16 protein-coding genes are annotated in these 15,205 nt (G+C 63.0%); 10 read left to right on the top strand and 6 right to left on the bottom strand.

The annotated features are described in order from the left end of the window. Window positions 1–27 precede the first annotated feature (27 nt). The gene (locus EN869_RS07700; RefSeq protein ID WP_127225927.1) at window positions 28–921 is read right to left on the bottom strand and encodes a branched-chain amino acid aminotransferase; all 894 of its coding nucleotides are present in this window, start codon (window positions 919–921) and stop codon (window positions 28–30) included. 259 nt (window positions 922–1,180) lie between these two features. On the opposite strand from EN869_RS07700, the gene EN869_RS07705 reads away from it, so the two are divergent. Both EN869_RS07705 and EN869_RS07710 read left to right on the top strand, forming a co-directional pair. Beyond that, entirely contained in the window at window positions 1,181–1,708 is a 528-nt protein-coding gene (locus EN869_RS07705; protein WP_027169932.1) for a MarR family transcriptional regulator, read from the top strand. Further along, window positions 1,695–2,414, top strand: a complete 720-nt coding sequence (locus tag EN869_RS07710; protein WP_040989639.1) for a response regulator transcription factor — start codon at window positions 1,695–1,697, stop codon at window positions 2,412–2,414. The genes EN869_RS07705 and EN869_RS07710 overlap by 14 nt, the downstream gene beginning before the upstream one ends. A 32-nt stretch (window positions 2,415–2,446) precedes the next feature. On the opposite strand, the gene EN869_RS07715 is transcribed toward EN869_RS07710, so the two are convergent. Then, window positions 2,447–3,949, bottom strand: coding sequence for a winged helix-turn-helix domain-containing protein (locus EN869_RS07715; RefSeq protein ID WP_127225926.1), 1,503 nt, complete (start codon window positions 3,947–3,949; stop codon window positions 2,447–2,449). A 388-nt stretch (window positions 3,950–4,337) separates the two neighbouring features. Between EN869_RS07715 and EN869_RS07720 the strand changes: the two genes are divergently transcribed. Further along, window positions 4,338–5,753 carry an ATP-binding protein gene (locus EN869_RS07720; RefSeq protein ID WP_127225925.1) on the top strand — a complete coding sequence of 472 codons (1,416 nt, stop codon included), beginning with the start codon at window positions 4,338–4,340 and terminating at the stop codon, window positions 5,751–5,753. A 225-nt stretch (window positions 5,754–5,978) separates the two neighbouring features. Beyond that, a complete protein-coding gene (locus EN869_RS07725; protein WP_127226003.1) occupies window positions 5,979–7,001 on the top strand; it encodes a glycosyltransferase family 1 protein in 1,023 nt (340 codons plus the stop codon). A gap of 143 nt (window positions 7,002–7,144) precedes the next feature. Here the strand turns inward: EN869_RS07725 and EN869_RS07730 are convergent, their stop codons facing one another. The 3 genes from EN869_RS07730 to EN869_RS07740 all read right to left on the bottom strand — a co-directional run bounded on the left by EN869_RS07730 (window position 7,145) and on the right by EN869_RS07740 (window position 8,643). Further along, on the bottom strand, window positions 7,145–7,504 hold the full coding sequence (locus tag EN869_RS07730; RefSeq protein ID WP_127225924.1) for a tRNA-binding protein: 360 nt from the start codon (window positions 7,502–7,504) through the stop codon (window positions 7,145–7,147). Between the two features lie 18 nt (window positions 7,505–7,522). Then, window positions 7,523–8,023 carry a YbjN domain-containing protein gene (locus EN869_RS07735; protein ID WP_127225923.1) on the bottom strand — a complete coding sequence of 167 codons (501 nt, stop codon included), beginning with the start codon at window positions 8,021–8,023 and terminating at the stop codon, window positions 7,523–7,525. A 317-nt stretch (window positions 8,024–8,340) separates the two neighbouring features. Then, entirely contained in the window at window positions 8,341–8,643 is a 303-nt protein-coding gene (locus EN869_RS07740) for an accessory factor UbiK family protein (protein WP_127225922.1), read from the bottom strand. Between the two features lie 130 nt (window positions 8,644–8,773). Between EN869_RS07740 and lgt the strand changes: the two genes are divergently transcribed. From lgt to EN869_RS07770, 6 genes are all read left to right on the top strand, one after another. Then, the gene (lgt, locus tag EN869_RS07745) at window positions 8,774–9,661 is read left to right on the top strand and encodes a prolipoprotein diacylglyceryl transferase (protein WP_127225921.1); all 888 of its coding nucleotides are present in this window, start codon (window positions 8,774–8,776) and stop codon (window positions 9,659–9,661) included. Next, on the top strand, window positions 9,658–10,725 hold the full coding sequence (locus tag EN869_RS07750) for a class I SAM-dependent methyltransferase (protein WP_127225920.1): 1,068 nt from the start codon (window positions 9,658–9,660) through the stop codon (window positions 10,723–10,725). The genes lgt and EN869_RS07750 overlap by 4 nt, the downstream gene beginning before the upstream one ends. Window positions 10,726–10,825: 100 nt before the next feature. Continuing rightward, window positions 10,826–11,614, top strand: a complete 789-nt coding sequence (gene pgeF / locus EN869_RS07755) for a peptidoglycan editing factor PgeF (protein WP_127225919.1) — start codon at window positions 10,826–10,828, stop codon at window positions 11,612–11,614. Continuing rightward, a complete protein-coding gene (locus EN869_RS07760) occupies window positions 11,614–12,765 on the top strand; it encodes a Xaa-Pro peptidase family protein (RefSeq protein WP_127225918.1) in 1,152 nt (383 codons plus the stop codon). The genes pgeF and EN869_RS07760 overlap by 1 nt, the downstream gene beginning before the upstream one ends. 55 nt (window positions 12,766–12,820) lie before the next feature. Next, window positions 12,821–13,447 (top strand): hypothetical protein, encoded by a 627-nt coding sequence (locus tag EN869_RS07765; RefSeq protein WP_127225917.1) that lies wholly within the window; start codon window positions 12,821–12,823, stop codon window positions 13,445–13,447. A 174-nt stretch (window positions 13,448–13,621) separates the two neighbouring features. Beyond that, window positions 13,622–14,557: a ribose-phosphate pyrophosphokinase gene (locus EN869_RS07770; RefSeq protein WP_127225916.1), complete on the top strand. Its 936-nt coding sequence runs from the start codon at window positions 13,622–13,624 to the stop codon at window positions 14,555–14,557. Here the strand turns inward: EN869_RS07770 and EN869_RS07775 are convergent. Further along, entirely contained in the window at window positions 14,554–15,114 is a 561-nt protein-coding gene (locus tag EN869_RS07775) for a dihydrofolate reductase family protein (protein ID WP_127225915.1), read from the bottom strand. The two genes, EN869_RS07770 and EN869_RS07775, sit on opposite strands and share 4 nt — an antisense overlap. Window positions 15,115–15,205: the final 91 nt, after the last annotated feature.

A 15,205-nucleotide genomic window follows, 5' to 3' on the forward strand; every position in this document is an offset into this window, starting at 1 on the left:
TATTGCACAAAAAAGCTGTGACTATCGCTATTCTGCGGCGATCGCATGCTTTGGTTGCACTGCAGCAGAATAGTCGTTCATCAACGTCTTGGTGATCTCGCCAATCTCGAATCGGTATGGCCCGATCTCCGAGACCGGCGTGACCTCGGCGGCCGTGCCGGTGAGGAAGCACTGCTCGAAACCTTCGAGTTCCTCCGGCATGATGGCGCGCTCGATCACCTCGAAACCGCGGTCCTTCGCAAGGCCGATCACGGTGCGGCGGGTGATGCCGTCAAGGAAGCAGTCGGGCGTCGGCGTGTGGATCTTGCCGTCCTTGACGAAGAAGATGTTGGCGCCCGTGGCTTCCGCGACCTGGCCGCGCCAGTCGAGCATCATAGCGTCGGCGTAGCCCTTGGCCTCGGCGGCATGCTTGGACAGCGTGCAAATCATGTAGAGGCCGGCGGCCTTCGACTTGGATGGCGCGGTTCGCGGATCGGGCCGGCGCCATTCGGCGACATCGAGGCGAATGCCCTTGAGCTTCTGCGCGGGGTCGAAATAGCTCGGCCACTGCCAGATGGCGATGGCGCAGTTGATGCGGTTGTTCTGCGCCGAAACGCCCATCTGCTCGCTGCCGCGCCAGGCGATCGGGCGCACATAGGCGTCCTGGAAACCCTGCTTCTTCAAAAGCGTGCGGCAGGCCTCGTCGATCTCTGCGACCGTATAGGGAATCTTGAAACCGAGCAGGCGCGCCGATTCATGCAGGCGCTCATTGTGCTCGGTCAGCTTGAAGATCTGACCGCCATAGGCGCGCTCGCCCTCGAAGACGGCGCTGGCATAGTGCAGGCCATGGGTCAGCACATGGACCTTGGCGTCGGCCCATTTGACGAACTCGCCGTTCATCCAGATGAAGCCTTCCAGTTGATCGAAGGGAACGGATGCCATGGAAACCTCCCGCGGGCGGGCCCGCAAATCGTTGTGTTTTATAGCCTTGGTGCCGGCCCCCGTCACAGGATCCGAAACGCTGGCCAGTGCTTGGAAGCGTAGGCGGATATTCAATTCGTGGCAAACTCAGGAAGTTCCGGAAAAACGGCTTCCTCTTGCCTTTTCGTTCGCAATCCGCCGAAAAGCTTGTCAAAAATTATCATTGCCCGGAAATTACGTCAATAGTACTGACATAATTCCCGCCTCGCATGGAGAAATGATGACGAGCCCCGCAGCCGGAAAACCGATCAGGACGGCCATCACCGATGAGGACGGCATCGACTTCGCCATCATCGAACTGTTTTTCTTCGCCTATCGCGATTTCACCTCCGATCCGGACCAGATCCTTGCCGATTACGGCTTCGGCCGCGCCCATCATCGTGTGCTGCACTTCGTCAACCGCAGGCCGGGCCTGACCGTCGCCGAGCTGCTCGATGTGCTGAAGATCACCAAGCAGAGCCTAGCGCGGGTCTTGAAGCAGCTGATCGATACCGATCATATTGTCCAGGTGCAGGGTCCGCGCGACCGCCGGCAGCGCGAACTCTACCCGACCGCCAAGGGCCGCGCCCTGGCCCTTGCGCTGGCGCGGCCACAGTCGCGCCGCATCCGTGCGGCATTGGAGGATTCCGGAACCACCGAACGCGCCACGATCGAGCGATTCCTGGAAGCGATGGTCAATCCGGAACTAAGAGCGCAGATCGACATTGTGCCTGCGCAAACATCGGGGAAGAACCATGGAGACCATTGAGAAGGTTGATCATCCGGCCGCGCCCGACGATGACGCGCCGCATCTTCTGGTTGTCGATGACGACACGCGTATCCGCAACCTGCTCAAGCAGTACCTGTCCGAGAACGGCTTTCGCGTCACTGTCGCCGGCAATTCCGGCGAAGCAAGGCGCAAGCTCGCCGGGCTCGATTTCGACCTTTTGGTGCTCGACGTCATGATGCCGGGCGAAACCGGCGTCGACCTCACCAAGGCGCTGCGGGCGGAGAAGAACGTGCCGATCCTGATGCTGACGGCGCTATCCGAGACCGACAGCCGCATCACCGGGCTGGAAGCCGGCGCCGACGATTACCTGCCGAAACCATTCGATCCGCGCGAGCTGATCCTCCGCATCAACAACATCTTGCGCCGTGGCGGCCCGGCCGCGACACCGAAGGTGGAACAGCTGGTGTTCGGCCCCTACACGTTCCAGATCGCCAAGCGCGAATTGAAGCGGGGCGGCGAGGCGCTTAAGCTGACCGACCGCGAGCAGGAGATTCTGGCGATCTTTGCCGCGCGGGCTGGCGAGACCATACCGCGCCATGAGCTGGTGGGCGATGAATCGGATGTCGGCGAGCGCACCATCGACGTGCAGATCAACCGGCTGCGCCGCAAGATCGAGCGCGATCCGTCCAATCCGGTGTGGCTGCAGACGGTGCGCGGTATTGGGTATCGGCTCAGTGTAGAATAGCCGCCCGTTGAATCTGGAACGCAGCTTTCGCTTCACACGGGAAAACCCGCTTTTGCGAAGCCTGACGCGAAAAGTTCGAGGGCGGTTTGGTCGGCGAAGGGGAGACCTGAAATCAGCCGGACAGTCAGGTCGTGCTTTCTCGTGAATGCTTCCTGGACCTCGGCGCGCGCCTTCTCCGTCTCGCCCAAATGTGCGTACGATGCTGCGAGGAAGGCATGGATGAAGAAATGGTCGCCGGCCTTCTGATACGAGCCGACGGCTTCCGAGTACCTCCCGAGCAGGAAAAGGGAGCTACCCTTCACCTCCCAGAACCAAATCGGTGGTAACGGGTCGCGCAGGAGCGCAGTTTCGAGCACGTTGAGCGCCGTCTCGGCCCGTCCGCCGTAGTTGAGCCAGCTTGCGTAGTCCCCTGCTATGTTCACGTCCAGCGGGTTCAGCGAGCGCGCTTGCTCGAAATGCAATCCCGCATCGCCGTGCTGTCGCATGTGGGTAAGGACCAGCCCCATACTCTGGTGACAGACACCATCGCTCCTGTCGAGCGCGAGCGCCGTATGTGCTGAATCCAAGGCCTTCTGTAGCGTCAGCGGATCGTTGTCGTACCAAAATCTGCCCACGAGGGCCTGTGCGAGGAAGGCATGGCCTTGAGCGAATGTCGAATCGAGCTCGACACACCGCGCGAAGAGGGGCTCGGACTTATCCAGCTCATATCGGTAAAAGTGCGCGCGCCCCTGCAGGTAGTAGTCGTATGCGTCCCAATCGGCCGGACGCTTGCGTCTGCTGCGGCTCGCCGAATCGGCCTCCGCTTGGCCTTCGACCATCGAGGCGATCAGAGCCGCAACCTCGTCCTGCAATGCGAAGATATCGTTGAGGGCTCGGTCGTACCGTTGAGCCCACAGGTGAGTGCCGGTGGCGGCGTCGATCAATTGCGTGGTTATGCGAATGCGATCGCCGAGCTTTCGTATGCTGCCTTCGACGAGGTAGCGAACTCCGAGTTTGCGATGTGCTTCCGCAACGTCCAATGTAGGATGGCGAAACTGAAATGATGAATTGCGCGCGATAACGAGCAGGGAGCGGAACCTGGCCAGCTCTGTAATGATGTCCTCTGTTATCCCGTCGCCGAGATATTGCTGATCCCGATCGCCGCCCAAGTTGACAAAGGGCAGCACCGCAATCGACGGCTTGCCGGATGGCGGTATCGGTCTGGAGGATGCGCTCGCGGCCGGTTCGACAGTCCCGGTGAAGCGGTAGCCGACGCGAGGCACCGTGGCGATCCACTCACCGCCGTTGTCAGTCTGGCCCAGTGCCTTTCTCAGTGTCGCGATTTGGACGGTAAGGTTGCCTTCCTCAATGGCGGTATCCGGCCAAGCCGCGTCCATCAACTCGGCCTTGGTCACGATCTCACCTGGCCGTGCGGTAAGTGCGGCAAGCAGCGTAAGTCCACGATGCCCAATAGTAATCGGAACCTGGCCTTTGAGAAGGGTCCCAATGTCTGGATCGAGTACGAACGGACCGAAGGCGATGCGCGACCCCTGCATTTGGGCATATTAGACGTTCGCAAGTTGTCGGAACAGGGACTGCGCAAATTCCCTGGGCAATCTCTCTCGAGCGTGCGCACCGGCAGCCTAACTGTTTGCACTCTCAGCAATGCAACGGTGGCCCAGTTGCCTCGATCTCGGCTGGCCTCGCTTGTGTGTTCCTGAAAATGGCCTATTTCGAATCTAGCCTGCCCCGTTCTGGCGATACCGAACCAGACCTGATGGTTTGACAATTTTGGGAAAAGCCCTTTGTTATCAATGTCGAACAATGGGCTGTTTGACGTCCTAACTGTCTGAACTGTCACGGCCATTCCAGAACGGCTCAGCGTCTAGTAGATTATCGTCGAAGGCCCTTTGCTGAACAGGCCATCGACGAGCGGAAGGGCGAATGGCGACTACGCAACTGGAAAAGCCCAACGGCGGCGGCCTCGGCGATCTCGCAATGCGGACGCTGAGGGCGATGCCGCGCGCCTGGAACCGGTTCTGGCGCCTGGTCGCGCTCTATATGCCGAAGCGGCTCTACGCCCGCTCGCTGATCATCGTGATCGCGCCGATGATCCTTTTGCAGTCGGTGGTCGCCTTCGTCTTCATGGAGCGCCACTGGCAGACGGTGACCCAGCGCCTGTCGCAGGCGACGATCGCGGACATCGCAGCCGTCATCGACATGATGGAGACTTACCCGCACGATGCCGATTACGCCAACATCATCCGCATCGCCCAGGACCGCATGCAGTTGAAGGTGGACCTGCTGCCACCCGATCCACTTCCGCCGCCCGGCCCGAAACCCTTCTTCTCGATCCTCGACGAAGCGTTGTCTTCGGAGATCACAAAACAGATCAACCGTCCATTCTGGATCGACACGGTCGGCAACTCCAACGTCGTCGAGGTGCGCGTCCAGCTGGAAGGCAAGGTGCTGCGCGTCTTCGTGCGGCGCAGCCAGGCCTATGCCTCCAACACCCACATCTTCCTGATCTGGATGGTCGGCACCTCGCTGGTGCTTCTGATGATCGCCATCCCCTTCCTGCGCAACCAGATCAGGCCGATCCTGACGCTCGCCGAGGCCGCCGAAAGCTTCGGCAAGGGCCGGCCGATGCCGCGCGATTTCCGTCCGCGCGGCGCCGAGGAAGTGCGCCGCGCCGGCTTCGCTTTCATCCAGATGCGTGAGCGTATCGAGCGCCAGATCGAGCAGCGCACCGCCATGCTGACCGGCGTCAGCCATGATCTTCGAACCATCCTCACCCGCTTCAAGCTGCAACTGGCCTTGGCCGGCGGCAAGTCGGAGACCAAGGCCGCGCTCAACCAAGACATCGACGACATGCAGTCGATGCTGGAAGGCTATCTCTCCTTTGCCCGCGGCGAGGCCGCGGAGGACACCGGCCGCTTCGACCTCGAGACCTATTTCCAGAAGCTTGGTGAGGAAGCGCAACTGCGCAAGTGTAAGCTGACGACGACGCTGACCGGCGATCCGACCGTGCATGTGCGGCCGCGCGCCTTCGCCCGTTTGCTCTCGAATGTCATCGGCAATGCTTTTCGTTACGCCAAGACCGTCGAGGTCGATGCCAATCACGGCCGCGGCTCGCTTACCGTCACCATCGACGATAATGGCCCAGGCATCGCTGCCGACAAGCGTGAAGAGGTGTTCAAGCCCTTCCTGCGGCTCGACGAGGCGCGCAACCTCGATGCCAGCGGCACGGGGCTCGGCCTGTCGATTGCCCGCGACATCGCCCGCAGCCACGGCGGCGACATTAGCCTCGAGGATAGCCCGCTCGGCGGCTTGCGCGCGGTGATCAAGGTTCCGGCGTAAGCCCAGGCAAGACAAGCTTCATCCGCCCGTCATGAAATCATGGTCAAGAGCGCCCATGAAGCGCGCGACCCTTGTTGATTCGGCCCTGCCGCCCCGCTTCGATCCCGCGCCTGCCCGGTTGCGCTGGAGCGAGGCGCGGGCTGCCGCCTGGCTGCCGTTCCGGCACCGCGCCGGCGCGCTCAGGAACTATTCCGGCAAGGGGCCGTCATGCGTATTAGGATTGCCATGCGCATCCTGATGGTCACTGACGCCTGGCGGCCGCAGGTCAACGGCGTGGTGCACACGCTGGAACGCCTGACCGAGGCGCTAAAACCCTTCGATGTCGATCTCGATTTCCTGACGCCGAACCTCTTTCGCACCTTGCCGATGCCGACCTATCCCGACATCCGGCTGGCGCTGACGACGCCGGGCCGTGTCGCCCGCCGGATCGAGGCCGCCAAGGCCGACCACATCCACATCGTCACCGAGGGTCCGCTCGGCATCATGGCGCGCCGCTACTGCCGCCGGGCCGGCCGGCCCTTCACCACCAGCTACCACACGCGCTTTCCCGAATATCTCAGCGCCCGCCTGCCGGTGCCGGAGAGCTGGGCCTATAACTGGCTGCGCGACTTCCACAATTCCGGACAGGGCACGCTGGTCGCCACGCAATCGCTGGCGGACGATCTTGCGGCGCGCGGCTTCAACAAGCTGAGGCCTTGGACGCGCGGCGTCGACACCGACCATTTCCGGCCCGACAAGCGCAAGGAAACCGAATTCGAGCGCCCGGTCTTCCTGTGCGTCGGCCGCGTCGCGATCGAAAAGAACCTGACCGCCTTCCTCGACCTCGATTTGCCAGGCAGCAAGATCCTCGTCGGCGAAGGACCGGAACTGGCAAGGCTCAAGGCGCGCTATCCCAAGGCGCATTTCCTCGGCCATCGTCCGAACGACGAGCTGGCCGAAATCTATGCGTCGGCCGACGTCTTCGTCTTCCCGAGCCGCACCGACACGTTCGGCAACGTGATCATCGAGGCGCTGGCCAGCGGGACGCCCGTCGCCGCCTATCCGGTGACCGGGCCGATCGACATTGTCGGCGACGGTGTCGGCGGGGCAGTATCGAACGATCTGGGCGAAGCGGCGATGAAGGCGCTTCAGGTCGATCGCGCCGAAGCGCGCCAGCGCGCCATGCGCTACAGCTGGAAGGCCTGCGCCGAGATGTTCCTCGATGTGGTCGACGAAGCCCTGGGAAGAACGCGTAAACTGGCAGCCTGATACAACGTGGCGATTAGGATGCGCCGAGATTCAGGTCAGGCCGAGCTGAGAATGGTGGGCTCCGAGAACCGGCGCGGAGCGTACTTGAAAAAGCGCAGGAGACCGCCATTCGCACGCTGGCCTCACCTGAATATCGACGCATGCTAGAATAAGCGCCCGCCATCCGGGACCTTGCGCTCTATGGCGCCGAGCACCACGGCGCCCTCTTCATCCGGAAAGCCGAGCGTCAGCACTTCCGACATGAACGGACCGATCTGGCGCGGCGCGAAATTGACGACCGCGAAAACCTGGCGGCCGATAAGCGTTTCCGGCGCGTAGTATTTGGTGATCTGCGCAGACGACTTCTTCACTCCGATCGTCGGGCCGAAATCGATCTTCAGCTTGATCGCCGGCTTGCGCGCCTCCGGAAACGGCTCGGCCTCGACGATCGTGCCGGCACGGATGTCGACACGGTCGAAATCGGCAAAGCTGATCTCGGGCTTGCGCTCGCTGCTGGAACTCATCGGCAATGTTGGCTTGGTTCAGGCGTTTCCGTGGGTCTCGAAGAGCACGCTGGACAGCGCGTCCTTGGCCGATGTACCCGACCAGACGACAAACTGGAAGGCCTGGAAGTAGCATTCGCAGGCTTCGAGAGCCGACGATAGAAGCACCTCGACCTGCTGGCTCGACGGCTCGACCCCCCCGGCAAGCAGCAGCGACTGCCTGAACATGATCGCGCCTTCCTGCTCCCAGAGATCGAAATGCCCGAACAGCATCTGCTCATTGATCAGCGACAACAGCCGCATCACTTCCAGCGCGCGCGTGTCCGGTACTTTGATGTCGAAGGCGCAGGCCAGATGCAGCGCCTCGAAATCTTCCATCCAGGAAAAGGAGACGTGATAATCGGTCCAGCTGCCCGCGACCGAAATGGAAATTTCATCGTCGCCGGCGCGTTCGAAGGACCAGTCATTGTTGTGGGCCACCTGCTCGATGACATCCACCGGGTGGATTTCGCGGGAGAATTCGAGTTCGAGAAGTTCCATGGATGCTTCCTGTGTTCAGGGGAGCGCCACACGCTCCGCGGGGCACACACGACGAACAATCTTGTCTAGAACTCGGACGGCCAGGAACTTCTCAAACGCAAAGACCCCAGACCGGACCCCACCGCCCGGCGCATGACCCTGCTTCGAATCATGCAACAAATTCAGTCTATTGATCGGGAGTCGCGTGAACAGCCCAATTTTTCGCACCGCGGCATCCGCATGTGGAAAGGTCGCTGTCACAAAGATTCATGCAATGCCGGTAAGCGATTCACGGCAAAGCGATTTTTCGGATCGCGCTATGTGGAAAAGTTTAACGATTATTTTTTCGCGCGGGGCTTCGCGGCACCCGCAGGTGCGGCCTGCCCGGTCAATTCGGCGAGCCTGGTCTCGAGCGCCTCGACGCGCGCCGCCAACTGCACATTGTCTTCCCGCGCCTTCACCGCCATCTCGCGCACGGCCTCGAACTCTTCGCGCTGCACGATGTCCATGGAGTTCAACATGCGCTCGGCCTGCGCCCGGAACGCCGTCTCCACCTCGCGCCGCACGCCCTGCGCGGCACCCGCTGCATCGGTCATCAGCTTGGCGAATTCGTCGAGAATGCGGTTCGGTCCGGTCGACATGGCAAATCCTCGCTTTGTCGATTTGACGTAGTGGCGAGTGGGGCGGAATGCAAGCGAAGCCTTGCCTTGACCGCGCCAAAACCCTGCCGCATGGTCCGCGCCCGAACATGACCGCGCCCTGGAGACCCTGTTGAGCGAATATTTCCTGCTGCCGCTGGCCTCCCTGACTTTCCCTAACATCGATCCGGTCATCGTCAAAATCGGCCCGCTGGCGGTGCACTGGTACGGCGTCGGTTATATCGTCGGCATCCTCTTTGCCTGGTGGTATGCCAAGCGCCTCGTCACCAATCCGCGCCTCTGGCCGGACGGCCATCTGCCGATGAAGCCCGAGGACCTCGACGACTTCATCGTCTGGGCGGCGATCGGCGTGGTGCTCGGCGGGCGCACCGGCTACGTGCTGTTCTATGACCTGTCGCGATACATCGCGCATCCGCTCGACATTTTTGCCGTCTGGCAGGGCGGCATGTCGTTCCATGGCGGCCTGCTCGGCGTCATCTTCGCCATGACGCTGTTTTCGCTCAAGCGTGGCATCCACACCTGGACATTGTTCGATGTGGTGTCGGCCGGCGTGCCGGTCGGCCTTGGGCTGGTGCGCGTCTGCAACTTCATCAATGCCGAGCTGTGGGGCAGGCCGACCGACATGCCTTGGGGCGTCGTCTTCTGCAACGATCGTCTCCAGCAAGCGCTGGGGCAATGTCCGGCCGGGCTCGACCCTCGCCATCCGAGCCAGCTTTACGAGGCACTGCTCGAAGGCCTCGTGCTGTTCCTGGTGCTGCGCTTCCTCACCCATTCGCGGCTCAAGCTGAAGACGCCGCGTTTCGTCGGCGGCGCCTTCATCTGTGGCTACGGCCTGTCGCGCATCTTCGTCGAGTTCTTCCGCGAACCCGACCACCAGCTCGGCTATCTGCTTGGCACCGGCTGGCTGACCATGGGCATGATCCTGTCCACGCCGATGGTGCTGGCCGGCATCTGGGCCATGGTCACGGCCAAGCCGCTGACGCAGCCGCAGCCGGCATGACCCGGCTGAAGCAGCGCATCATCGGCCTGATCGGCGCGACTGGCCCGATCCCGGTCAGCGAATATATGGCGCTTTGCCTATTCGATCCTGACAAGGGCTACTACACGACGCGCGAGCCCTTCGGCGCCGCCGGCGACTTCATCACCGCGCCGGAGATCAGCCAGATGTTCGGCGAGCTTGTCGCGGTCTGGCTCTACCAGGCCTGGCAGGGCACCGGCCGGCCTCTACCTGCGACCTTTGCCGAGATCGGACCAGGCCGCGGCACGCTGATGAAGGATATGCTGCGCACCTGGTCGCGGCTCGACCCCGTGCTCCTCGCGGGCGCATCCTTTGCCATGATCGAGACCAGCCCGCGCCTGGCCAAGATCCAGGAACAGACGCTTGCCGGGCAGAACGCGGCGCTTGGCTGGCACCAGACCATCGACACGCTGCCGCCGCAGCCGCTCTTCATCGTCGGCAACGAATTGTTCGACGCGGTGCCGATCCGGCAGTTCGTCTACGTCGGCTCGGGCTGGCGCGAGCGCGTGGTCGGTCTCGATGGCGCAGACGAACTGCATTTCTTCGCCGGTGCGGGGTCTGTCGACCCGGCACTGCTGCCGGCGGCCGCGGCCAACGCACCGCAGGGCGCCATCGCCGAAGTGGCGCCCGCCCGTTCGGCGCTGATGTCGGCGATCGCCGCACGCATTGCCGACCAGGGCGGCGCCGGCCTCTTCATCGACTACGGCCACCTGCAACCGGGCATCGGCGACACCTTCCAGGCGCTGCGCCGGCATCAGCGCGAAGATGTGCTGGCCAATCCGGGTGAAGCCGATCTCACCGCCCATGTCGATTTCGCCCCTCTTGCCGACATGGCGCGCGCTCACGGTCTCGACGTGCAATTGTCGACCCAGGGCGAGTTCCTGCTCGGCATGGGCCTGCTCGAGCGCGCCGGCACGCTCGGAGCCGACGCGGATGCCGGGACACGTCAGGCCATTTCGGACGCGGTGGAACGCCTTGCCGGTCCCGACGCGATGGGCGAGTTGTTCAAGGTGATGAAGATCATGCCGGTGGCGCGAGCCCCCTGAGATTGGCGGGCGGTCCCGCCTCCTGGTCCTGCCCTTGGTCATGCTTGTCGCCCGAACTTCGCCTTGACGAACCCGCCCTGCACGGACGACAAACCCAACCATGCTGAATCAGACCAGACCCGATCCAGTTCGCTCGCCGCTGCTTGAAAAGGCGCAAGGCATACGCCACGGCTATTTCACCCGCATCGGCGGCGTCTCCGACGGCATCTATCGGGGGCTCAACATCGGCACAGGCTCCAGCGACGATCAAACGCTGGTCGCCGAGAACAGGCGGCGCGTTGCCGCCTGGATGGGCGTGCCGGCCGATCACCTGTTGACCGCGCACCAGGTCCACTCACCCGATGTCGTCGTCGCCAGGGAACCCTTCGCGGGGCCGCGCCCGAAGGCCGATGCGATCGTCACCGACCGTCCAGGCATCGCCATCGGCGCCTCCACCGCCGATTGCGGCCCGGTGCTCTTCGCCGATGCCGAGGCGCGCGTCATCGGCGCCGCCCATGCCGGCTGGAAGGGCGCGTTCACCGGCGTGCTCGAAAACACCGTCACCGCGATGGAAGGCCTTGGCGCCCGCCGCGAGCGCATCGTGGCCGTACTCGGCCCTTCCATCGGCCCCGACAATTACGAGGTTGGACCGGAATTCGTCACCCGCTTCGTCGAGACCGATGCCGGCAATCACCGGTATTTCAGTCCGTCAAAGACCACCGGCCACTCGATGTTCGACCTCAACCAATATACGATCGACCGGCTGCGCAAGGCCGGCGTGAGTGCCGAGGGCCTTGGCCGCTGCACTTACGCGGAAGAAGACCTTTTCTTTTCCTACCGGCGCACCACCCACCGCAAGGAAGCGGATTACGGGCGCCAGGTTTCGGCAATCGTTCTGGAGAAAGAGTAATGGCGCTGCATTTCGAACGTTCGGAATTCGACGCGCGGCGCGACCGGCTGCTGATCGAGATGGCCGACAAGAAGCTCGACGCCGTGCTGCTGTTCGCGCAGGAGAGCATGTACTGGCTGACCGGCTACGACACGTTCGGCTTCTGCTTCTTCCAGTGCCTGGTGGTGAAAGCCGACGGCTCGATGGTGCTGCTCACCCGTTCGGCCGATTTGAGGCAAGCACGCCATACCTCGACCATAGAAAACATCCTGCTATGGACCGACCGGCAGGGCGCCAATCCGGCGATCGACCTGCGCAACCTGCTCAACGACCTTGATCTGCTCGGCGCCCGCATCGGCGTCGAATACGACACCCATGGCCTGACCGCCTACAATGGCCGCCGCGTCGACGAGCAGTTGCAGACCTTCGGCCAGATCGCCGATGCATCAGGCATCGTCGGCCGGCTGCGACTGTTCAAGAGCCCGGCCGAGATTGCCAAGGCGGAAAAGGCGGCCAATCTGTCCGACGATGCGCTGGATGCCGCCTTGCCGCTGATCAAGCAGGGCGGCGATGAAGGGCTCATCCTCGCCGCGATGCAGGGCGCGGTCTTTGCCGGCGGCGGCGACTATCCCGCCAACGAATATATCATCGGCTCCGGCGCCGATGCCCTGCTCTGCCGCTACAAGGCGGGCCGCCGCAAGCTGACCAAGAACGACCAGCTGACGCTCGAATGGGCGGGCGTCTTTCACCACTATCATGCCCCGATGATGCGAACGATTTTGACCGGCAAGGTGTCGAAGCGCCACCAAGAGCTGTTCGACGCTTCCCGCGCCGCCCTGCTCGCGGTCGAAAAGGCGATGACACCGGGCAACACTTTCGGCGATGTCTTCGACGCGCATGCCCGCACGCTAGAGGCGCACAATCTGACCAAGCACCGGCTGAATGCCTGCGGCTATTCGGTCGGCGCCCGCTTCACGCCGTCCTGGATGGACATGCCGATGTTCTACCAGGGCAATCCGGAACCGATCGCGCCCAATATGACGCTGTTCGCGCATATGATCATCATGGACTCCGAGACCGAGACCGCGATGACGCTCGGCCGCACCTACCTCACCACGGAATCGGCACCGAAGCCGCTGTCGCGCCATGATCTCGACTTGATCGTACAGTGAATCCATAATGGTTGGTTCACGCGGGGGCGTTCGCCACTAGGGAGTCTTCAGGCAAATGAGACGATCGCGGATGACGACCGTGTCATTGCTTGTCGCGCTGGCGCTTGCCGCCTGCACCAATGCCAAGGACGTGCTGGAACCTTCGGCCATCACCCCGCCCGCAAGCTCGGCCCAGCCCTTGCCCCCGACACAAAGCACGTCATCGGCGGCGACGTCTCCGACCACGACCGCGCCAGCCCCTTCGACCGCTCCTTCCACTGCGGTGGCACCGGCGACACCCAGGACGCCGGCACAAACCGCGGCCCTCGCGAAGACGCGGCTGCAGGTGGCGCCGATCGTCGGCGCATCGGTGGACGCGGCGGCGCCGCTGACGGCGGAGCTCCAGACCCGTGCCAAGCAGCGCGGCCTGACGCTTGTCGGCAGCACGGACCAGACGGCGACGCATGTGCTGAAGGGCTATTTTTCGACGATGTCCGAAGGTAAGGACACGACCGTCATCTATGTCTGGGACATTTACGATCCCTCCGGAAACCGCCTGCATCGCATCAACGGCCAGCAGAAGGCGCCTTCTGTCGGTAGCGGCGAGGGGTGGCCCACAGTGGCGCCCGCAACCATGCAGGCCATTGCCGACCAGACGATCGACCAGTTCGCCGCATGGCTGGGCACCGGCGGCGCCGGCTGACCGGACCGGTGCCGGCCGAACTGTTGCCGGCTTGCGATGTTTTCCGTGTTTGTTGCGATCGCCGGGAGGATTCCCCACAACGAGGCTTGCAATACCGGCGCGGGCCGCTAAAAGCCCGCATAAAAGGCTCATGAGAGTCTCTCGGGCCTCTCCATCCTTCACCAGGAACGGTGCATGAAGCTTTTCGCGGGCAATTCCAACCGGGTGCTGGCCGAAGCGGTCGCTCGCTATCTCAACGTCCCGCTAGGGAAGGCCAGCGTCAGGCGCTTCGCCGATCAGGAAATCTTCGTCGAGATCCAGGAAAACGTGCGCGGCGAGGATGTCTTCATCCTGCAGTCGACCTCTTATCCGACCAACGACCATCTGATGGAACTGCTCATCATGATGGACGCTTTCATGCGCTCCTCGGCGCGGCGCATCACGGCGGTCATCCCCTATTTCGGCTATGCCAGGCAGGACCGTCGCGCGTCGGGGCGCACGCCGATCTCGGCCAAGCTGGTCGCCAACATGATCACCCGGGCCGGCGCCGACCGCGTGCTGACGCTCGACCTCCATGCCGGCCAGATCCAGGGGTTCTTCGACATCCCGACCGACAATCTGTTCTCGGTGCCGGTGATGGCGCGCGACGTGAAGGCCAAGTACAAGCAGCTCGGCAATGTCGTCGTCGTGTCGCCCGACATCGGCGGCGTGGTGCGGGCACGCGCGCTCGCCAAGCGCTTCGACGCGCAGCTCGCCATCGTCGACAAGCGCCGCGAGCGCCCGGGCGAATCGGAAGTCATGAACATCATCGGCGCGGTCGCCGGCAAGGACTGCCTGTTGATCGACGACATCGTCGATTCCGGCGGCACGCTGTGCAACGCGGCCGACGCGCTGCTCGCCAACGGCGCCACCAGCGTCACCGCCTACATCACCCATGGCGTGCTGTCGGGCGGCGCGGTGACGCGCATTGCCGGCTCGAAGCTGCAGGAGCTGGTGATCACCGATTCCATCCAGCCGAGCCAGGCCGTACTCGACGCGCCGAACATCCGCGTCATTTCAATCGCCGACCTGATGGGCGAAGCGATCTCGCGCACCGCGACGGAAGAATCGGTTTCGAGCCTGTTCGACTAACTCCCGGCAGGCGCATAGCGCAGCAGCGTGACGCCTTGCGCCAGGCGCTGCGTTCCGAGCGGCTTCAACGCCAGCGACAGGCCGGACTGGAAATACGGCTTGCCGCCGCCCAGCACGACCGGATGCACATAAAGCCGGTATTCGTCGATCATCCCCGCGCGCGCCAGATGCCCGGCAAGCTCGGCGCCGGAGACGGAAATCTCGCCATTCGTTTCCGCCTTGAGCGACTTTGCCACAGCCTCGACATCGCCCTTCATCAGGCGGGCATTCGGCCCGGCCTCTCTAAGCGTGGTCGAAAACACGATCTTCGGCGTTTCCCGCCAGGCGCGGGCAAAATCCCGCTCGACCTCCTCGGCGGCAATCTCCCGCTCCGGGCTATCCCAGAAGCGCATGATCTCATACATTCGGCGCCCGCAGAGCGCGATCGACGTCCGCCGCATCTCGTCGTTGAAATGCTGGTGCAGTTCCTCTTCGGGAACCGGCAGATCGATGTCTCCGCTCGGCCCGGCGATGTAGCCATCCAGCGAGGTCAGCATGGCATAGACGATCGTTGCCACGAGGCTTTCTCCGATTTCGCTCCCAGCGAAAAGACCATAACCGATTGCATATTGCAATCAGTATTTGCCGTACGAGCGAGGATCGAGGCTT

It is taken from the genome of Mesorhizobium sp. M2D.F.Ca.ET.226.01.1.1 (assembly GCF_004022705.2).
Lineage (GTDB): Bacteria > Pseudomonadota > Alphaproteobacteria > Rhizobiales > Rhizobiaceae > Mesorhizobium.